The following is a 20,632-nucleotide window of genomic DNA, read 5'->3' on the forward strand; positions in this document are numbered from 1 at the left end:
GGTCTCCGGTTCGGGTCTTACGGAATGACCCGTGTGTATTTCGTGCCTTCCACGGTGGCGCCAATCTGCAGGCCGGCTTGGCCAAATACAGCAGCCAACACGGGTGAACGCAGTGTTGTTGTGTCGGTCGAAAGGCTATCGCCCTGATCGCTGACCACATAGCCGATATCGGCCCCAGCGGTCCAACCGCTGGAGCGGCGGAAATCGTTTAGCGCGTCTTGCGTCATGAAGAACAGGACATGTGCGTATTGCTGCGCCCCGATCTGCAATCCGGCGGTGCCTTTGACTGCCGAGTAGTAATCGACAGTGGCGCCGTTGATACGCAGTGCGCCGCGGCCATATCCGCCACCAAATACAAATCCGGCTTCGGTGATCAAAGGCATGACCAGCATGCCGTTGGCCTTTTCGGCGATCTCAACCGTGTTGGGATAGCGCGCGTACATTTCGGTCAAGGTCGCATCGACACGCGCATCAATCGTGGCTGCGTTCGAATTGCCGACACCGTTGCCGCAAGCGGCAGTCAGGGTCAGGCCAGCCATGCCAATGGCAAAGCCACGACGGCTTAGTCGGGGGGAGTTGGAACTGCTCATGTTTTTTCTCTGTATAACTGCCTGAATTGTCGGGTGTTCCCGATCTTATCTGCAAGGATACGCCGATTGATTCTGCGTGTCACGGGAAAGCTGGCCCCGTACCGATCACAATCGGCGAAAATTCGCGACAATATGTCTTTTAACCTTGCAATAACTTGGCGACTGCGGGTGCGAAATAAGTCAGTATGCCGTCGCAGCCCGCGCGTTTGAAGGCAAGCAGGCTTTCCAGCATCACTTTTTCCCCGTCGATCCACCCGTTCTGCGCCGCGGCCTGAACCATCGCGTATTCGCCCGAGACCTGATAGGCGTAGGTCGGCGCTCCGAAGGCGTCTTTTACTCGGCGGCAGATGTCCAGATAGGGCATACCGGGTTTGATCATCACCATATCCGCGCCTTCGGTCAGGTCACGTTCAATCAACCGCAGGGCCTCGTCCGAGTTTGCCGGGTCCATCTGATATGTCTTTTTGTCCCCGGTCAGCGCGCCGGAGGCACCCACCGCATCGCGGAACGGACCATAAAAGGCGCTGGCGTATTTCGCAGCATAGCTCAGGATCATCACATTATGGTGCCCTGCCGCTTCCAACGCCTGACGCATCGCTCCGATCCGACCATCCATCATGTCCGAGGGGCCGATGATGTCTGCTCCGGATTCGGCCTGCGCGAGCGTCATTTTCACCAATGCCTCGACGGTCTGGTCGTTCACAATCTCGCCATCCACGACATAGCCGTCATGGCCATTGATGTTGTAGGGATCCAGCGCCACGTCGGTCATCACTGCGATATCAGGCGCCGCTGCCTTGATGGCCCGTATTGCCCGGTTGGACAGATTGTCAGGGTTCCAGGCTTCGGCACAGTCCTCGGTTTTCAGACCGGGATCAGTGTAGGGAAAGATGCAGATCGCCGGGATTCCAAGCGCCTGTGCCTCGACAGCGGCCTTTGCGATCAAATCGACCGAGCGGCGGACCACGCCGGGCATGGATGGAACGTGCTCTTCCACACCCTCTCCGTCGCGGACAAAGACCGGCCAGATCAGATCATCCGTGGTCAGAGTGTTCTCGCGCACCAACCCGCGTATAGCTGGCGATTGACGGGCCCTGCGAAAGCGGGTCCGGGGATAGGGGGCGATGGTGGGTTTCATGTCGCACTCTCCTTGAATATTCCCGCATTGGGTGGCATGAATTCCGCGTAGTCTCAAGGGTAACGATGGACGCGCCGGTGCGAAGAGGGTCCCTGGTGACAGTGAACAAGGGGCCGATGCGTGAACTTATACTCTTCGATCTTTGAAGTCATTGACATGCGCAGCTTTTCCAATCTGTGGTATTGGATCGTGCTGGCGGTGCTTTGGTCTTCAGCTAGCCACTGGGCGATGGGGGTTCCGTTTGATCTCGTTTCGCGCGCCCGTCGCAACGGAGGTCAGGCCGAGCAGGATCTGTTGGATATCGTTCGGATTAACGTTAATCGGCTGATTTACATCGTCGAGGTTTCGGGACTGGTTATTCTGGCGTTTGGCTGTTTCTTTTTCACAGGTCTGGCTACGCTTGGCTTTTATTACGGGATTGAACTTGCACAGGCGGTATTCTTGTTGTTGTTTCCGGTCGGTTTGGTCATGCTGATCAACATCTCGGCGGCTCGTAAGTTGCAACGAACCGAGGTTGGCCTTGAACCGGTTGCCAAAATACTGACCAGATGCAGGATTTATACGCAGATTGTCGGAATGATTTCGATCTTGATCACCTCGCTCTGGGGTATGTATCAGAACTTTTCGATTGGCGTTCTGGGATAGAGAATTCGGAAAGGCAGGGCGATGAAGGCTCCGAACCATGTCACGGTTGGCGGCGCGCCCGAAGGGTTTGACGCGCAGCTCGTCCTGAATGAGATCACTCGCTCGGGCGGACCGGTATGCCATGTGGCGCGAGATGACAAACGGCTTGAAGCGATGCGCGCTGCGCTGGCGTTCTTTGCGCCGGACATGCCGGTCTTTGTGTTCCCCGGCTGGGATTGTCTGCCCTATGACCGGGTTTCGCCCAATGCTGATATCGCCGCCGCCCGTGTGGCGACGCTGGCCGCCTTGGTGCATCAGATGCCCGATCGGTTTGTGCTGCTGACCACGCTGAATGCAGCGACCCAACGCGTGCCCGCGCGCGAGGTTCTGCGCGAGGCCGCCTTTACCGCCCGAGTGGATCACCGCGTGGATGAGACCGCGCTGCGCAATTTCCTTGTCCGCATGGGTTTCACCCAAAGCCCCACAGTGATGGAGCCCGGCGACTATGCCATTCGTGGCGGCATCATCGACATCTTCCCTCCGGGTGAATCCGGCCCCGTGCGGCTGGACCTGTTCGGAGACGTTCTGGACGGCGCGCGCCGGTTCGATCCCGTCTCGCAGCGCACCACCGAAAAGCTGGACGTAGTAGAACTGGCCCCGGTGTCCGAGGTCATTCTGGACGATGCCGCCATCACGCGGTTCCGCCAGAACTATCGCATCGAGTTTGGTGCGGCGGGCACCGATGACCCTCTGTACGAGGCGGTCAGTGCAGGGCGCAAACATCAGGGCATCGAACACTGGTTGCCCTTCTTCCACGACAAGCTGGAAACTCTGTTCGACTATCTGCCCGATGCGTCGATCACCGTGGATGATCAGGTCACGCCCGCGCGTCTGGCTCGGTGGGACACGATTGCCGATCAGTATGAAACCCGACGTCTGGCGCTGGAAAACCGATCCCGTATGGACACGGTCTATAAGCCGACCCCGCCGGGTCTGCTCTATCTGGACGATGCAGCGTGGGAGGCCGCTGTCGGCGACCGGCGGGTGCTGCAGTTCAGCCCTCTGCCACAAGCCAGCGGGCCGGGGGTGATCGACGCGGGCGGGCGGATTGGACGCAACTTTGCACCCGAGCGACAGCAGGAAAGCATCAGCCTGTTTGGCGCTCTGGCCGCGCATATCACGGACAAGATGGCCAAAGGCCCGGTGCTGATCGCGTCTTATTCCGAAGGCGCGCGCGAACGCCTGACCGGTTTGATCGAAGACGAAGGTCTGGCCGAGGCGATCCCCGTCACCGATGGCACCCGCGTCGGCAAACGGGGTCTGCATCTGGCTGTCTGGGCGCTGGAGCACGGGTTCGAAACCCCCGACCTGACGGTTATTGCCGAACAGGACGTGCTGGGCGACCGCCTGATCCGGCAACCTAAAAAACGGCGTAAGGCCGAGAACTTTCTGACCGAAACGCAATCGCTGTCGCCCGGTGATCTGGTAGTGCATGTGGATCACGGCATCGGGCGCTATCAGGGGATGGAGGTCGTCACCGCCGCTGGGGCCGCCCATGAATGCCTGCTGTTGGAATACGCCGAGCAGTCCAAGCTGTACCTGCCGGTCGAAAACATCGAATTGCTGTCGAAATACGGCCATGACGAAGGTCTGCTGGATCGTCTGGGCGGCGGCGCATGGCAGGCAAAGAAGGCCAAGCTGAAAGAGCGTATCCGCGAGATGGCGGACAAGCTGATCCGCATTGCTGCCGAACGCGCGCTGCGCAAGGCCCCAGTCATGGACCCGCCGCCCCACGCGTGGGAAGAGTTCAGCGCTCGTTTCCCCTATCAGGAAACCGACGACCAGTTGCGCGCGATTTCCGAGGTGATGGAAGACATGCATTCCGGCGCGCCGATGGATCGCCTGATCTGCGGCGACGTGGGCTTTGGCAAGACCGAGGTCGCCATGCGCGCCGCCTTTGTCGCCGCCATGTCCGGCGTGCAGGTGGCTGTGATCGCACCGACCACGCTGCTGGCGCGCCAGCACGCGGCGTCATTCAAGGACCGCTTTCGGGGTTTCCCGCTGGAGGTGCGCCAACTGTCGCGGTTCGTGTCCGCGAAAGAAGCGCAGCAAACCCGCGACGGGCTGGCACGCGGCACAGTCGATATCGTGATCGGCACTCATGCGCTGCTGGCCAAGGGCATTCGCTTCAACAATCTGGGCCTGCTGATCATCGACGAAGAGCAGCATTTCGGTGTCGGCCACAAAGAGCGCCTGAAACAGTTGCGCAGCGACATCCACGTCCTGACCCTGACCGCGACGCCGATCCCGCGCACGCTGCAACTGTCGCTGACCGGGGTGCGCGACCTGTCGATCATCGGCACGCCGCCCATCGACCGTCTGGCGATCCGTACCTATGTCAGCGAGTTCGATGCGGTCACAATCCGCGAGGCGCTGCTGCGCGAACATTATCGCGGCGGGCAGAGTTTCTATGTGGTCCCGCGTATCTCGGACCTGCCCGAGATCGAAGAATTCCTCAAAGAGCAATTGCCCGAACTGACCTATGTGGTCGCCCACGGGCAGATGGCAGCGGGGGAACTTGATGACCGCATGAACGCTTTCTACGACGGCAAATACGATGTGCTGCTGGCGACCACGATTGTGGAAAGCGGGCTGGATATCCCCACCGCAAACACGATGGTCGTGCATCGGGCGGATATGTTCGGCCTGTCACAACTCTATCAAATTCGCGGCCGGGTGGGGCGTTCGAAAACCCGCGCCTATGCCTACCTGACCACCAAACCGCGTAAGAAACTGACTGCCACGGCCGAGAAACGCCTGCGCGTTCTGGGCTCGCTGGATACGCTGGGGGCCGGGTTCACGCTGGCCTCGCAGGATCTGGACATTCGCGGCGCGGGCAATCTGCTGGGCGAGGAACAATCGGGTCAGATGCGCGACGTGGGCTATGAGCTTTACCAGTCGATGCTGGAAGAAGCGATTGCCAAAATCAAATCCGGTGAGATGGAGGGGTTGTCCGACAGCGACGACCAATGGGCGCCGCAGATCAATCTGGGTGTTCCCGTCCTGATCCCAGAAGACTACGTACCCGATCTGGATGTGCGTCTGGGTCTGTACCGGCGCTTGTCGTCGCTGTCGACCAAAGTTGAGCTAGAGGGCTTTGCGGCGGAATTGATCGACCGGTTCGGCAAGCTGCCCAAAGAGGTGAACACCCTGATGCTGGTCGTCCGCATCAAAGCCATGTGCAAACGTGCAGGCATCGCCAAGTTGGACGGCGGCCCCAAGGGCGCCACCATCCAGTTCCACAATGACAAATTCGCGTCTCCGCAGGGGCTGGTTGAGTTCATTCAAAACCAGCGCGGCATGGCCAAGGTAAAGGACAACAAGATCGTTGTGCGGCGCGACTGGAAGAATGACGGCGACAAGATCAAAGGGGCTTTTGCCATCGCTCGTGATCTGGCCGAGAAAGTCATCGCCCAGAAAAAGAAGGCCAAAGCGGGCTGATACCGGTGCAGGGGGCGCTGCCCCCGCCGCGCGTGCCGCGCGACTCCCCCGGGATATTTCAGGACAGATGAACAAGGGATCCCGGCTTCATCTGGCTAAAAATACCTCCGCCGGAGGCATCGCGCGTCAGCGCGATTTAGCTTTGCATTGCGGCCTGAGCGCAGAAACACGAGGCTGCGACTGCCCGATCAGCCCGAGCCAAGGCAAGGTCCAACCGTTGTCTGATCTGTTGGATTTCGACCGTTTCGTTCCGCGCCTTGAGGCAATCGTGTAGGCCCTTGAGGCTCCAGACGTTGTCCGGGTGGATCGACGCGCGGCTGAGTGTGCCGCCAAGGCCAAGGTCTTCGCGATAGACGGCCTCGGCTTCTGTCACGTGGCCCTGTTCGAACAAAAGAGCGCCAAGCGCATGGCGGGTGGGCTGCATCCAGCCCCATGGTTCGTCATAGGGCAGATTATCGTCCAATTCGACCGAGCGGCGCAGGTGGACATAGGCCGCGTCGTAGTTTTCCTTTCGGTATTCGATCTCACCCCGCAGCATTTCGCGGGCGATCTCCAGCAGGTCTACAACACGGTTGTTGTGCATCAGACGAGTTTCGGGGACGCGGGATTTAGCTGATAGAAAGAGTTGTTCTTCGGTTTCGGCCTCGGCCACGTCTCCGGTCGCGGCATAGGCAATCGCGCGGGCGTAATGCGTGGTCGCAGTCAGTGTGCGATATAAGTCGGGGTCCGAGGGCAGCTCCAGCGCCTTGGCCTCATCCCATCGACCAAAGCGGATCAGGATATGGGGACCCATGGACATATAGCTTTCGAAGTAATCGGCCATGGGCGGGCTTTCGATGCGCAGCATCTCTTCGGGTGTGGTGTCCCACAGGCCCTGATTGGCGCGCAGGGCAGGTTCCATCTGCCCCAGAAACAGCGCGCCGTAGATGACGAAGTGGTAGTCGTGCTGACGGTAGCCTGTGTAGATATTGAACGCGCCTTCGCGTTCGTAGTATTTCAAGTCGGCCTCGATGGCCTTTTCATTCCAATAAACGACATTGTGATAGTGGCCGCACAGCACGTCGATATGGGTCGGCATGTGCACCAGATGGCCCGCATCGGGGACCAGGGTGCGCAGGACATCGCCCGCTTTCAGGGCTTTTTCAGGGGTCGGCGACATCTCCATCAGGTGCACATAGAGATGCAGCAGACCGGGATGGGACATGGCGGCGAGGTCATTGGACATGGCGTCTTCCAACGCCTTTTGTGCCTCGAGTGTGGCGGCACCTTTAGCGGGCTGGCCGGTTTTCAAGTCCCACATTTGCCAGGGGGTCAGGTTCAGCAGCGCCTCGACATAGATCGTTCGCAGATCCAGATGATCGGGCTGTGCGGCAAAGGCTTGGCGCATGGCGTCGGCGAAATTGTGGTCCCAGACATGCATGTCGGGGATCGGATCGCGCTGAGGATATCGCGCGGGCAGGGCGTGGATCAGGGCTTGCTCGACTGGAGACCCACTGTCTGCCAAAGCAACCGCCTGCTGTGTCGCGTCATAGGCCAGCGCCAGCGCCTTTTTCTGCCCTCGATCATCGCGCAGATCCCAGGGCAGGTTGTAATTTGGCCCTGCCGCATAGGCGATCCCCCAATATGCCATCGCACAGTCGGGGTCGGCATCGGCGGCCTTTTGAAAGCAAACGACCGCTTCGTCATGGTTATAGCCATAGGTCCAGTTTAATCCTCGGTCGAACCACAGCTGTGCCTCGGGTGAGGTGGTGGTGACCGGGCAGGAATACGTGCCCAAATCGTAATAATCGCTCATCGGAGTCTCCCCTTGGGTTGGGAGAAGCCTAGCGCGATTTCAAAGTCTTGCACAGATCAGGCAGGCAGTCGGTTTTCGATTCGCCCCATATGCAACATCAGGGCGAAACCCAGTGTGCTCATGGTCAGAATGCCAGCGCCCAGCGGCAGAATGGACCCATCGAACAGCAACCCGATCGAACCGGCAATGACGGCAGCCAGAACAGTTGAGACCGCGCCGATGACCGAGGCCGCCATGCCAGCGATGTGGCCCATCGGCTCCATCGCGATGGCGTTGAGGTTACCCATGGTCATTCCGGCCATGAAGAACACCGCCGTTTGCCAACTGACGAACAGGGCGAAGGAGAGGTTGGCAGACAGGTCGAAGGAATTCAGCAGCAGCACAGATGAAGTAAACAGGATCTGACCGCCCAATACCCAGGTCACGATGCGCCGCATCCCCAACCGTACCACCAGCGCCGCATTCAACAGGCTGGCCGAGCCGGACATCAGCGCGACGAAACCAAACCAAAACGGGAAGCTATGGGCGCTGTCGTGGATCTCGCCATAGACCTGCTGAACCATTGTCAGCATCGTAAACAACATTCCAAGGCACAGGGTCTGAACCAAAATCGACACGCGAACCGAGGGATGGGCAAACATCTGACGCGCCGCATCCAGCATCAGCGGAAAGCGCAGGGGGCGGCGGTTCTCGGGTGTCAGAGACTCGGGAAGGCGCAGGCCCATCCAGACGATGGTGATCAGCGAAAACAGCATGAAGCATACGAAAATGCCGCGCCATCCCGTCAAAGCGATGACACCTGCGCCCATCATCGGAGCAATCGCAGGGACCAGAGTAAAGATCATCATAGCGATAGAGACGATGCGCGCCATTTCACGCCCGGAATAGAGGTCGCGGATGATGGCCATCGCAACCACGCGCGGGGCGGAACAGCCCATTCCCTGAAAAATGCGGGCGATGAGTAACATCTCAAGCGATGAGCTGGCCCAAGCCACCGCCGCAGACACAATGTAAAGCGCCGAGCCCACATAGATTACGGGTTTGCGGCCAAACGCGTCTGACAACGGGCCAGTAAAGAACGTGCCGATCCCCATCCCCAACACAAACGAGGTCAGGATCAGTTGCGCCTTGTTGATGTCATCAGGGCTGAACTGCGCGCCGATATCAGGCAGCGCAGGCAGGATCGAGTCGATGGAAAAGGCGATCGTCGCAAACATCATTGCGACAAGCGCGACAAACTCTCCGCGTGACATACGATGCGCCATTGGGCCCTCCTGACCTGTTCGCGCTATCACGCGCGGTCAGGGGGCGCCAGCCATGTCGATGCACAGGGGGCTGTGCTAATTTGCAGAGGAAGCCTCAAGTTGAGACATGATGTCAGCGATTACACGTTCCCACATCTCGGGCGGTTGTGCACCGGGAACCGCATGCTGGTTGGCCACGATAAAGGTGGGGACCGAGTTTACTCCCATCTGGCGTGAGTGGCTGTCGCGTTTGCTGATATCTTCCCGGTCCGCGTCTGACTTTAGCAGTTTCAGAACGACAGCGGCGTCCATGCCGATTGTATCTGCGATATCGGCCAGAACCTCGTGGTCGCCAATGTCACGGGTCTGCACGAAATAGGCATCAAACAGGGCATCCACGGCCTGAGTCTGTTTGCCTTCGATTCCGGCCCAGTGAATTAGGCGATGTGCGTCCAGCGTGTTGGGGGTGCGCTTCATCCCTTCAAAGTCGATTTTCAGACCTGCGTTTTCTGCGTGTTCCACCACCGGCGCATAAGCGCGTACCGCGCCCTCTTTGCCGCCGAACTTGCGTTCGAGGTACTCGCGGCGGTCCATACCAGCATCGGGCATGTCGGGGTTCAGTTGGAAAGGGTGCCACTCGATAACGAACGGATGATCAGGGACCGCGGCCAATGCCTTATCCAGATGTGTTTTGCCGATGTAACACCACGGGCAGATCGGGTCGGACATGATATCAAGCTTGACGGTCTGGGTCATGGTTGGCTCGCCTTGAAATAGGCCGGAAGCGCCCGGCGCAGGAGTTTTCCGTTGCCGCCAGTCGGAAGCTCGGGCAGGTGGATGAAGGCGCGGGGTTGTTTGTACCGTGCCAGGTTGGCCTCCACATAGGTGCGCAGGACCGTCTCGTCCAGCTTTTCCGGCCCGGTGTAGAAGGCTGCTATCAGGAACGTGTCCTGTTTGACCTCGACTGCGGCAGCGCCGACCTGTGTGATGCCGGGAAGCTGGGACAACACGGCCTCAACCTCGACAGGCGACACGCGATAGCCGCCCGCGTTCATCATGTCGTCATCGCGCCCGAGATAGGTGATCTGGCCGTCTATGGCCATGGCGCCCTGATCACCGGTCAGAAACCAGTCACCCTGCATCCGGGCCTGTGCCTCGTCCGGGGCGTTCAGATAGGTCAGCATTAAACCCGGATCATCGCGGTGAATGGCGATGGTGCCTTCCTGACCCTGCGGGACCGGACCATCCGGGCCCAGGATCGCCACGCGGCGACCGGGTTGCGGTTGTCCCAGCGCCTCACCCCGTGCCGGATGGTCGGGGCTGGACGAGATGAAGGTCGAGCATTCAGACATTCCGTAGGCTTCGAACAGCTCAGTCCCTGTGGCGCGCAGCCAATGCTGGTGCAGAGTTGGCGACAGCTTTTCGCCTGCGCATAAGCCGTGGCGCAGTTCGGGCAAATGCAAAGTACCAGTCGATGCGACTATCTTGCGGAACACGCCCGGCGCGGCGGCAAAGATCGAGACCCGGTGGTCGCGTATCACATTTGGCAGTGAGGTAAGCGCGGTGCCGGGGTCGGGGATCAACGCGGTCGCTCCGATGGTCCAGGGGTCCATCAGCCCCGTGCCCAAGGTGTAGGTCCAGTTAAATGCACCCGCATGACACAGTCGGTCATCCTCGCGCAGCCCATACCAGCCATCGACCATCATTTGTCGCGCCCAGATCGCACGATGTGCATGCGCCACGGCACGCGGTTTACCGGAAGTACCAGACGTATAGACCACATAGGCCACACGCTCGGGGTCACCCATCTGGAACGCGGCGGGCGGTAGGTTCCGCATCGCGGCAAGGTCTGGCAGGGTGATCTGCATCGGGTGATCCGTGCACACGACCGAGGGGTCTCGGAGCACAGCGGTGGGGTTCAGATCTTGAATGATCTTCGCCGTCTCGGGCGCGGTCAGCTGCGACGACGTAGGAACGGGTACAATCCCAACTGCGATTGCTCCAAGATAGGCGATGGGGAAATCAACAGTATTCCCAAGGCGCATCAACGCGATATCGCCGGGATGCAACCCGGCCTGAAGCAGCCCGGCCCCTGTTCCCAGAATAGCCTGTTTGAGCTTGGCATAGGTCCAGTCCTTAGGACCGTTCCCGCCGATGACGGACAAGGCCGTCTTTTCCGCCAGACGATCTGCATGACGCAACACATGGGCCGCCAGATTGAAAGGCGCGGGACAGGGCGGGGGAGGGCCTTGATCAAACACAGACAGCATGGGCCTTGGCTAACGTGACGACTGCCGCGTTGCAAGCGGGACAGCCTGCCCCTATAGAATGACGCATGAGCAAAGAAGACCAGACATCGCTGATCCGCATCGCGCGCGAAACCGGAGAGCACACGGAACTAGAGCCGCTGGACCTGGGTGCCCGTGTGCGCGAATTACGCAAGGCGCGCAGCTGGACGCTGGAACAGGCGGCCACGCAGGCGGGGCTGGCGCGCTCGACGCTTAGCAAGATCGAGAACGGGCAGATGTCCCCTACCTATGACGCGCTGAAAAAACTGGCCGTCGGGTTGGAGATTTCAGTGCCTCAGCTGTTCACGCCTCCGCAGCGCGAACAGGTGATCGGGCGGATGTCAGTCACGCGGATGGGCGAGGGCGCGGCACACCCGACCACCACCTATGAGCATGAGTTGCTGGCCGAAACGCTGACCAAGAAGCAGATGCTCCCTTACCGCGCCCGCGTTCGTGCCCGGTCAATGGATGAATTCGACGGCTGGGTGCGTCATGACGGTGAAGAATTTCTGTACGTGCTGACTGGGGTCGTGCGACTGTATACGGAATTCTATGAACCGGTCGAAATGCGCCGTGGCGACAGCGCTTATTACGACGGTAGCATGGGGCACAACGTCGTATCGGTCAGTGATGAGGACGCGATGATCCTTTGGGTGACGTCACTTGCCTAGCCCACGGCTGAACTCGCGGTTCAGTCCTTCGGTGAACAGGAAGTCTTCCAGCTCTTCCCGAGCTTCATTCACGGTCAGGTGGTGGCGCTTGGCCAGATAGGCTTCAAATCCCTTGCGATCTTTGCTGAGTTGCGTCTTGTCCTGTTCGCGCAGGTTCGGAAAACGCCGTTTTGCCCGCGCGTACATCGCATCCCAGTCTTGCGTCAGGTCAGTCCAGTTCAACATCTGTTCGCATCCCGTTTTTCAGGTTCCATCGCTGCCCGGCCCTCCAATAGGTTACGAAGGGGGGGCTGCGCGGGTCGCATGACAAAATGTCGCACCCTTAGGGTGCTTTGGGCGCAATACAAAAAAGCCCGTTGCAGGCAAACCGCAACGGGCCGACGGACCGGTGTTTGGAGTGAGTGGAGGCTGGTCCGTGATTGTTGTGCGCCGCGCGGCAGGTGGAAGGTTATGGTATTAAAAACAAATGAATATTATGGCCGCGCGAAGCGTATCTCTGTCAAAAGGCTACAACGCAAAGATGTATTTCGTAAAGGTATTTCTACGGTTCTTGTGAATTTGATGAAATTCAAAGGTGTAAGCAGCTTATGGTGGGTGAGTATCTGCAACATACATCATGTGGGGAATGTTGCAGATTGTGCTGATTTCCGCCGAGGGCCTTTTCTGACCTTCAGGTGCCAGAGTTGAAAGCCGCTAGGGCTCGTACCACCAAACCTGAGGCATGTACTCCGGCCCGTCGCCGTAGATTGGCAGGACCTCTGGCTGCTTCAACTCTTTGGCATGCGCGATACGCCCGACATCGAAGTTCCAAATTGGAATGACATAACGGCCAGCGGTCAGAACACGATCCAACGCCCGTGTGGCGGCCACGAAGTCCTCGCGACTTTCTGATGCCAGCATAGCGTTGATCAACCCGTCGACGGCAGGTGACGCCACCCCCATCAGGTTGCGTGTTCCTTGCGAGTCGGCATTGTCGCTACCCCAGTACAAGCGTTGTTCATTGCCGGGCGACAACGACAGCGCTCGGCGGAAGAAGGTCATGTCGAAATCCAGATCGCCAGTTCGTCCAGTGAACTGAGCGCTGTCGACTTGTTCCATGTTGACCTGAATTCCAAGGCGTTCCAGTGCGCGGGAATAGATTTCGATTGCGGTCTCACCCTCGCTGTCGCCTTGTTGCAAGAGGACGTTAAGTGTGAATGGCTTACCTTCCGCGTTGCGCAGCATTCCATTTTGAATGGTCCACCCAGCTTCGGCTAGCAATTGGGATGCGTTGCGGATATTGGCCCTGTTGCGAGCGGATCCGTCGCCTTCGGGCAGAGAATACCCTTCAAGGGTGCCTGGCAGCAAATCCTCCTCGAATTGCAGCAAGAGCTCCTCAACGCGCCCTGTCGCCGCGCCGGGTTGCATGGCCAATTCCGAACCTGAGAAATACGAAGTGATCCTTGGTTGGGCGCCGCCAGTGATTGTGTCGTTGATGAACTCGAAGTTGAACGCCAGCATCAATGCCTCGCGTACACGCCAATCGTCAAACGGCGCTTTGCGTGTATTTATCACAAACCCTGTCATGCCCGAGGGCTTGCCGTGGGGTATCTCGGTCTTGATGACATCTCCACGCTGAATTGCCGGGAATGTATATTGCGTGTCCCACTTGTCAGCGTTGAACTCGCGAACGGCCGTCAGTTCGCCGGCCTTGAAGGCTTCGAACAGGACCGTCCCGTCGCCATAAAACTCAATTCGTATTTCATCCAAGTTCATCGTGCCGCGGCGGAAGGGAATATCTGCCCCCCAGTAATCTGGATTGCGACGCAGATTCACGTAGCGGCCAGCCTCATAGCTGTCGACCAAATACGGTCCGGTACCTAGGGGAATGTCTTGCAACGGGGCATTCGCGAAATCCTTTCCCTCCCACTGCGCTTTTTGAAGGATAGGTCTCAGACCGGCGATCAGGGCCAATTCGCGATCGGGTTCATTGAAGGTGATCCTGACAGAGCGGGGGCCGGTTTGTTCGATACTGTCTATTTTGCCCCACAAGCCGCGATAGCGCAGGTGTCCTTCAGTGCCTAATATCTCATACGACCAGATGACGTCCTCGACCGTGAGAGGCGTACCATCTGAAAAGCGGGCGTTTTCGCGCAGCGTAAATTCGACCCAAGAGCGGTCCGGCGCAGTGTCGACTGATTCGGCTAACAACCCGTAAAGAGTGAAAGGTTCGTCCCAAGATCGCCCCATAAGGCTTTCATGGGTCCAAAATCGCAATTGCCAAGGGGGGGTCCCTTTTTGCACAAACGGGTTCAAACTGTTATAGCCGCCGGTATTCCCGAAAACGACTTTGCCGCCTTTTGGCGCGTCTGGATTTGCATAGGGCAAAGACACAAAATCCGGTGGTAGTGCCGGGTCGCCGTACATAGCTATGCCATGTGCCGATTCTGCATTGCCTGACGCAGCGGCAAAAACAATAGTGATTCCCGTGATCACAAAGCGAACGGGACGAAGAAAATCGGGGCTCATTTTGGAAACAATCCTGCTCTGGCCTTATTTTGTTGGGATTCATCGTACCGATGATTTTTCTTATTATCAAACTTTTAGCTTGGACGAAGGCGTGGAATTGCTTATAAAGGGTGCACTGCTCGATAGGTTTCTTGCCTGTATGAAACCTGCCTCAATAACTTAACGCCCGCTTCGTGCGGGCGTTTTTTTTGGGCGGTATGCGTGTCTGAAACTCAGCTTTGATGTTTGCCGTTCCCTTTGCAGGTGCAGCATGGCACTGTGCGTCCAAAGTGATTTGCAAGGGAGAGGCGGCATGAGCCTGACGGGAAAAACGGCGATAATCACGGGGTCGAATTCTGGTATCGGACTTGGCGTCGCGCGCGAGCTGGCCAAGGCCGGGGCGAATGTGGTTTTGAACTCGTTCACCGACAGGGATGAAGACCACGCTCTAGCCGAAGAGATTTCAAAAGAGACCGGTACAAAGGCGCGATACATTAAAGCTGATATGTCCAAAGGTGATGAGTGCCGCGCCCTGATCGAGCAGGCCGGGGCCTGCGATATTCTGGTTAACAATGCCGGCATTCAGCACGTCGCGCCGATTGATCAGTTCCCGGTCGACAAGTGGGACGCGATCATCGCGATCAATATGAACTCGGCCTTTCATACAACTGCTGCGGCGCTGCCGATGATGCGGCAGGCCGGGTGGGGGCGTGTGGTCAATATCGCCTCGGCTCATGGCCTGACGGCCTCGCCTTTCAAAGCGGCCTATGTGGCGGCCAAGCATGGGGTTGTGGGTATGACCAAGACGGTTGCCTTGGAGACCGCGCAGGAGCCGATCACCTGCAACGCTGTCTGTCCGGGCTATGTGCTGACGCCTCTGGTCGAGGCGCAAATCCCTGATACGATGAAGGAATACAACATGAGCCGTGAGGACGTCATCAAAAACGTCATGTTGCAGCGCCAGCCATCCAAAGAGTTTGCGACGGTCGAACAGCTTGGCGGAACGGTGCAATTCCTATGCTCGGACGCGGCGGCGCAGATCACGGGGACGACGATTTCTGTGGATGGCGGCTGGACCGCGCTCTGAGTCAGGAGTTTTTCGGTGAAACGCATCAATCTGGCTTTGCAAGGCGGTGGCGCGCACGGGGCGTTTACCTGGGGCGTGTTGGATCGGATTCTGGATGAAGAGGATATCGAGGTTGCGGCGATCACCGGAACCTCGGCCGGGGCGCTGAACGGGGCGGCATTCAAGTCTGGCATGGTGCGCGACGGGCGCGACGGGGCGCGTGCCAACCTGAACGGATTGTGGGAGCGGATGGGCGCCGTGGGCGACATGCGGCTTGCGAATTGGATGCAGGCGTTTGAACCCGCTCAGATCGCGCAGGCGATGGAATATTCGCTGCCCTTTTCCGTGGGCGATGCGTGGTCGCGGCTGGTTTCGCCCTATGCTTACGGCCCGTTCTACCGCAATCCGCTGGAGCCGGTGGTCGACCGATTCAATTTCGCGCAGGTCTGTGCGGATGAGGGCCCGCGCCTGCACGTTTGCGCGACCTGTGTGCGCAGCGGCAAGATTCGCGTTTTTACGGGGGATGAGATTTCAACCGACGCGATTTTGGCCTCGGCTTGTTTGCCGACGCTGTTTCAGGCGGTTGAAATCTTTGATCCCAAATCGGGCCGGACCGAAGCCTATTGGGATGGGGGATACACCGGCAACCCGGCGCTGTATCCTTTGTTCAACAAAGACCTGCCAGATGACGTAGTGATCGTGAATATCAACCCGCTGGAGCGCGACGAGGTGCCCAAGACCCCGCAGCAAATCCAGAACCGGGTCAATGAGATCAGCTTCAACTCATCCCTGTTCCGAGAGCTGCGCGCGATCAGTTTCGTGCAGCGCCTGCTGGCCGAGGGCAAGCTGCAGGCGGGTGAGATGAGCCGCGTGTTGGTGCATATGATTGCCGATGACGATTTGATGAACGATCTGTCGGTGGCGACCAAGACGGTGCCGAATTCGGTGATCCTGCACAAATTGAAAGAGGCGGGCCGCAAGGCTGCGGATCGTTTTCTGGCCGATCACAAGGATGATCTAGGTCAGAAAAGTACTGTAAACCTACCCGAAATGTTCAGCTGATCACTCTGGCGGCTGGGTCGGGTCTTTATCATTCGGATAAACCAGCCCGGCCGAAATCACCAGTTTGGCAGCGTCCTCGATTGACATGTCCAACAAGATCACATCCTCTTCGGGGAAGAACAGCAAAAACCCCGAGGTCGGGTTGGGCGTGGTTGGGACAAAGATGCTCAGCAAATTGCCGCCGGTCTCGGCGCGATCGCTGACCTCGCCCCGCGCGGTGGTCGACACAAAGCCAATCGCCCAGATGCCTCGGCGGGGGTATTGGATCAGGCAGGCTTTTTCAAACGACCGTTCGGTTTGTGCGAAAACCGTTTCCGAGATCTGTTTGATGCCGGAATAGACGGACCGTACCACCGGCATCCGGTTCACCACGCTTTCGGCGAAGTGGATCAGCGAGCGGCCCAGAATGCCCTTGGCGATCCAACCGACAATTACGGTGAAGATCAGGAAAATCACCACGCCCACGCCGCGCAGGTTGATGCCCACATATTCGGAGGGCTGGAATTTCTGCGGGATCAGCGGCAGGACCGCGCTGTCGATCCAGCCAACCACGGACCAGATCAGCCATACCGTCAACCAGACCGGAGCAATGACAACGATGCCCGTCAGAAATGACGCGCGTAGCCGGGAAAACAGGCCCGGTCCGCGGTGAGGTTCTTCGTCAAAGGGCGTGTTCATTTCGGTCCTGATTGGGCGGTCCTGAGTGATTTTCCGATTTAGTTAAGCAGTCCGGGGCCTTGGTACAATAGCTTTGCTCACTCGGACAGGGCGCGGGCGATTCCGGCGGCCAATTTTGCGTTATTTCTGACCAATGCGATGTTTGCGGTCAGCGAACGCCCCTCGGTTTGTTCATAAATGCGCTGCAACAGGTAAGGGGTGACGCCTTTGCCTGTGATCCGGTGCGCGTCGGCGTCTGCTTGGGCCGAGGCGATGATCGGGGCCAGTTCCTGCGCCGGGATTTGGTCTTCGGCGGGGATCGGGTTGGCCACGAGTTGCCCGCCGGGCAGCCCAAGGGCGCGGCGTGTCGCATGGGCCTTGGCGATATCTGTGGCGGCGTCCATGCGCAGCGGCGCGGCATAGGGCGATTGCGCTGACCAGAAGGCGGGGAATGCGTCCTGACCATAAGCGATGACGGGCACGCCCAGCGTCTCCAGCACTTCAAGCGTTTTCGCCAGATCGAGGATCGCCTTGGCGCCAGCGGCCACAACCGTCACCGGGGTTTGCGCCAGTTCGTGCAGGTCGGCGGAGATATCGAACGAGGTCTCGGCCCCCTGATGCACACCGCCGATGCCGCCGGTGGCAAAGACCTCAATCCCGGCGTGATGCGCGGCGATCATGGTGGCGGCGACGGTGGTTGCGCCGGTGCCGCCAGTGGCCATGCAGGCGGCCATGTCGGCGCGCGACAGTTTGGCGACGCCTTGCGCCTGTCCCAGCGCTTTCAACTGATCGGCCTCAAGCCCCACATGCAGCTTGCCGTCGATCACTGCCATGGTCGCGGGCACGGCACCCGCATCGCGGATATCCTGTTCCACCTGTGCCGCGACCTCGATGTTCTGAGGGTAGGGCATCCCGTGGGTGATGATGGTGCTTTCCAGCGCAACGATGGGCTGGCCTGCGTCTTTGGCGGCGCGGACCTCGGCCGAGTATTGGATGTCGATCACAGTGGGGTTTCTCCGGAAACGTAAGTGGCGGCGGCGTTCAGGGCGCGGGTCAGGGCGGCGTCGGGGTCGGCCCCGGCGGCCTCGGACGCGATATGCGCCGCCATGAAAGTGTCGCCTGCGCCGGTCACACGTGTGACCAGAACGGACGGGGGTGTTTGGGTCAGGATGTCATCGCCATGGCCGACGGTGGCCGAGTTGCCGCCATCTGTCACCAAGACCCGCAACGCGCCGCGGTCCAACAGGCCCTTGGCGGCGGATTCGGAATCGGTGAACTCGCGCTGGCACAGGATGCCTGCCTCTTCGAGGTTCACATAGAGCGTCGCGCGGGCGTGTTTGAGGAAGGGCAGCAGGCGCTCGGCCTTACCGGGTGAGGCCGGAGCCACGCGCAGATCGGCCCGCGCAAAGGCGGGGCTTTGGGCGATTTCTTCCAGCAGGGTCAGCGTCAGGTTGCCGTCCAGTGCAATCGGGCCGTCAAACGGCGCGTCCGTGAAACCCAGCGGGCCTTGCATCAGTGGGCGCAGGATTTTGGCCCCAGCGGCCTCAAGCGAATGGGCATCCGCAATGGCGGCGATCAGCCCATTGGCACCTTCGACAGCCATGTAGCGGTCGGTCGGCAAATCCTGCGAGCGGTAGATGTGATCCGTGACCATGCCCAGCCGTGCGCAGGCATTGACCAGTTCGTCGCCTTCAGGATCGCGGCCAATGGCTGTGAGCAGGGTGGGTGTCATACCGAACCGCACCAGCGTCATGGCGATATTCATGGCCACACCACCGGGCAGGCGGGTGATCCGCCCCGGCACGTCTGACCCCTGCCGCATTGCGCTGGCCGAACGTCCGATCACGTCCCAAAGGACCGAACCGATACACAGGATTTCGCTGTTCTGAGTCATGCCCGTGTCATGCCGCAGCACCCGCGCGGGTGCAAGGGTTAACGCTCACATCGCGTCGGTCAGGGCCTTCAGCGCGGCGACCGGATCATCCTGCGACCAGATCTCGTCCCCAATGCCGAAGAAATCAGTGTGCGGCGACAGCGCGCGGATCAGGTCGGGGGTCAGGCCGCCTTCGGCCACAACCGGAACCTCGATCATCTCGGACCACCACTGGAACAGGTCTTTTTCTGCGATCGTGCCATCGCCCAAGGCCGATGTGCCCACCGGGCCAAATGCTACGTAATCCGCGCCATGCTCGCCTGCCGTCATGCCGTCGTGGCTGGAGGCCGCGCAAAAGCTGCCCACGATGGCATCCGTGCCCAGTTCTTTGCGCACCGCCCGAACCGATCGCGCGCCGTCATCCAGATGCACCCCGTCCAGCCCCAGCCGCTGCGCCAGCAGGACATGGTTCGAGATCACGATGGCCACATCCCGTGCATGAGCAACCTCGCGGCAGGCATCGGCGGCGCGGGCGATGGTGTCCTCGTCATTGCCCGCCAAGGCGAGACGAATGCAGGCGATCTCGGTGCTGTCCAGCACGCGGCCCAACTGCTCGGGGAAGCTGCTTAGGGCGATCGTGGGTGGGGTGATCAGGTAAATCTGCGGCTGCTCGGGGGTGTCCATTGGCGCGTCCTTCGCTTTCAGTCTTTGGCGCGGTTTAGCGGATTGCGCCGGGGAAGCAAACTTTTATGCCGGATATTGGCGCAAATGGCCGCTCGGACGGCTTGCCCTGCGCCAAAGCGCCGATTACAGCAGGCGGAACTTTCGGAGACAGCCATGCCCAGCGACAAATCCCAGCCTTCCTTTGTGCTCGTGCGCCCTCAGATGGGTGAAAACATCGGCGCTGCCGCGCGGGCGATGTGGAATTTTGGGCTGGACCGGATGCGGATTGTTGCGCCACGTGATGGCTGGCCGAACCCCAAGGCCGTTGCCATGTCCAGCGGGGCGGGGCGGTTGCTGGACGAGGCGCAGCTGTTTGATGATCTGGCCGGGTCGTTGGCTGACAGCACCTTTGTCTTCGCCACCACGGCACGTCAGCGCGGGTTGACCAAGCCGGTCTACAGCCCCGAACGGGCCATGCAGATGGCTGCTGAAAAGGTCGCGGCGGGTGAGAAGGTTGCCGTACTGTTTGGCCCTGAACGCGCGGGGCTTGAGAATGAAGACATCGCCAAGGCCAACGCCATCATCTCGGTCCCGGTGAACCCGGAATACGCCTCGCTCAACCTCGGGCAATGTGTATTGCTGACTGCCTATGAATGGATGCGCCAAAGCGCGGATGTGGTGCATGAGGCCACCGATCTGGGCAAGGGCGATTGGGCGACGGGGATCGAGGTTGAAAAACTGGTCGAACATTACGAAGACCGGCTGGAAGAGGCGGGGTTCTTCTACCCGCCCGAAAAGGCCGAAGGGATGAAGACCAACCTGCGCAACCTGTGGTCGCGGATGCGGATGACGCGGGCGGATGTGCAGATGCTGCACGGGATCATGCGGCAGATGGTCCGCTGGAAGGACAAGGGCTGAGGCTGGACCTATCTTCCGCTTCACCCTAGCGTGCGACGAAACAAGGACATGAGGA

18 protein-coding genes are annotated in these 20,632 nt (G+C 59.5%); 6 read left to right on the plus strand and 12 right to left on the minus strand.

Features of this window, described 5'->3' with window-relative positions; all coding sequences use genetic code 11:
- Positions 1-17 precede the first annotated feature (17 nt).
- Together J7380_RS03470 and hemB are read right to left on the minus strand one after the other, a co-directional pair.
- Complete coding sequence (locus tag J7380_RS03470) at positions 18-590, minus strand: YSC84-related protein (RefSeq protein ID WP_170752849.1); 573 nt, start codon at positions 588-590, stop codon at positions 18-20.
- Between the two features lie 139 nt (positions 591-729).
- Positions 730-1,728 carry a porphobilinogen synthase gene (gene hemB, locus J7380_RS03475; RefSeq protein WP_209194496.1) on the minus strand — a complete coding sequence of 333 codons (999 nt, stop codon included), beginning with the start codon at positions 1,726-1,728 and terminating at the stop codon, positions 730-732.
- 120 nt (positions 1,729-1,848) lie between these two features.
- Between hemB and J7380_RS03480 the strand changes: the two genes are divergently transcribed.
- The gene (locus tag J7380_RS03480) at positions 1,849-2,373 is read left to right on the plus strand and encodes a component of SufBCD complex (RefSeq protein ID WP_209194497.1); all 525 of its coding nucleotides are present in this window, start codon (positions 1,849-1,851) and stop codon (positions 2,371-2,373) included.
- Between the two features lie 21 nt (positions 2,374-2,394).
- Entirely contained in the window at positions 2,395-5,853 is a 3,459-nt protein-coding gene (gene mfd, locus J7380_RS03485) for a transcription-repair coupling factor (protein WP_209194498.1), read from the plus strand.
- A gap of 136 nt (positions 5,854-5,989) precedes the next feature.
- Here the strand turns inward: mfd and J7380_RS03490 are convergent, their stop codons facing one another.
- From J7380_RS03490 to J7380_RS03505, 4 genes are all read right to left on the minus strand, one after another.
- Complete coding sequence (locus J7380_RS03490) at positions 5,990-7,648, minus strand: hypothetical protein (RefSeq protein ID WP_209194499.1); 1,659 nt, start codon at positions 7,646-7,648, stop codon at positions 5,990-5,992.
- A 56-nt stretch (positions 7,649-7,704) separates the two neighbouring features.
- Positions 7,705-8,913 carry a multidrug effflux MFS transporter gene (locus J7380_RS03495; protein WP_209194500.1) on the minus strand — a complete coding sequence of 403 codons (1,209 nt, stop codon included), beginning with the start codon at positions 8,911-8,913 and terminating at the stop codon, positions 7,705-7,707.
- 75 nt (positions 8,914-8,988) lie between these two features.
- Positions 8,989-9,648, minus strand: a complete 660-nt coding sequence (locus J7380_RS03500) for a DsbA family oxidoreductase (protein WP_209194501.1) — start codon at positions 9,646-9,648, stop codon at positions 8,989-8,991.
- On the minus strand, positions 9,645-11,162 hold the full coding sequence (locus tag J7380_RS03505; protein WP_209194502.1) for a class I adenylate-forming enzyme family protein: 1,518 nt from the start codon (positions 11,160-11,162) through the stop codon (positions 9,645-9,647). Before J7380_RS03505 ends, J7380_RS03500 begins: the two co-directional genes overlap by 4 nt.
- A gap of 65 nt (positions 11,163-11,227) precedes the next feature.
- Here J7380_RS03505 and J7380_RS03510 point away from each other — a divergent pair, with 65 nt between their 5' ends.
- A complete protein-coding gene (locus tag J7380_RS03510) occupies positions 11,228-11,851 on the plus strand; it encodes an XRE family transcriptional regulator (RefSeq protein ID WP_170354328.1) in 624 nt (207 codons plus the stop codon).
- On the opposite strand, the gene J7380_RS03515 is transcribed toward J7380_RS03510, so the two are convergent.
- Both J7380_RS03515 and J7380_RS03520 read right to left on the minus strand, forming a co-directional pair.
- On the minus strand, positions 11,840-12,076 hold the full coding sequence (locus tag J7380_RS03515) for a hypothetical protein (protein ID WP_170354327.1): 237 nt from the start codon (positions 12,074-12,076) through the stop codon (positions 11,840-11,842). The genes J7380_RS03510 and J7380_RS03515 overlap by 12 nt on opposite strands.
- Positions 12,077-12,544: 468 nt before the next feature.
- Entirely contained in the window at positions 12,545-14,359 is a 1,815-nt protein-coding gene (locus J7380_RS03520) for an extracellular solute-binding protein (RefSeq protein ID WP_209194503.1), read from the minus strand.
- A gap of 292 nt (positions 14,360-14,651) precedes the next feature.
- Between J7380_RS03520 and J7380_RS03525 the strand changes: the two genes are divergently transcribed.
- Together J7380_RS03525 and J7380_RS03530 are read left to right on the plus strand one after the other, a co-directional pair.
- Positions 14,652-15,425: a 3-hydroxybutyrate dehydrogenase gene (locus J7380_RS03525; protein WP_209194504.1), complete on the plus strand. Its 774-nt coding sequence runs from the start codon at positions 14,652-14,654 to the stop codon at positions 15,423-15,425.
- Positions 15,426-15,440: 15 nt separating this feature from the next.
- Entirely contained in the window at positions 15,441-16,466 is a 1,026-nt protein-coding gene (locus J7380_RS03530) for a patatin-like phospholipase family protein (RefSeq protein ID WP_209194505.1), read from the plus strand.
- Here J7380_RS03530 and J7380_RS03535 read toward each other — a convergent pair whose 3' ends face one another.
- The 4 genes from J7380_RS03535 to J7380_RS03550 all read right to left on the minus strand — a co-directional run bounded on the left by J7380_RS03535 (position 16,467) and on the right by J7380_RS03550 (position 19,680).
- Positions 16,467-17,144, minus strand: coding sequence for a DUF502 domain-containing protein (locus J7380_RS03535; RefSeq protein ID WP_209194506.1), 678 nt, complete (start codon positions 17,142-17,144; stop codon positions 16,467-16,469).
- A gap of 77 nt (positions 17,145-17,221) precedes the next feature.
- Entirely contained in the window at positions 17,222-18,127 is a 906-nt protein-coding gene (locus J7380_RS03540; RefSeq protein ID WP_209194507.1) for a pseudouridine-5'-phosphate glycosidase, read from the minus strand.
- Positions 18,124-19,017: a PfkB family carbohydrate kinase gene (locus tag J7380_RS03545; protein WP_209194508.1), complete on the minus strand. Its 894-nt coding sequence runs from the start codon at positions 19,015-19,017 to the stop codon at positions 18,124-18,126. Before J7380_RS03545 ends, J7380_RS03540 begins: the two co-directional genes overlap by 4 nt.
- Positions 19,018-19,062: 45 nt before the next feature.
- Positions 19,063-19,680, minus strand: coding sequence for a thiamine phosphate synthase (locus tag J7380_RS03550; RefSeq protein ID WP_209194509.1), 618 nt, complete (start codon positions 19,678-19,680; stop codon positions 19,063-19,065).
- A 153-nt stretch (positions 19,681-19,833) separates the two neighbouring features.
- Between J7380_RS03550 and J7380_RS03555 the strand changes: the two genes are divergently transcribed.
- Complete coding sequence (locus J7380_RS03555) at positions 19,834-20,577, plus strand: RNA methyltransferase (protein WP_209194510.1); 744 nt, start codon at positions 19,834-19,836, stop codon at positions 20,575-20,577.
- Positions 20,578-20,632 lie beyond the last annotated feature (55 nt).

This window comes from Ruegeria sp. R8_1, assembly GCF_017743815.1.
Taxonomy (GTDB): domain Bacteria; phylum Pseudomonadota; class Alphaproteobacteria; order Rhodobacterales; family Rhodobacteraceae; genus Ruegeria; species Ruegeria lacuscaerulensis_A.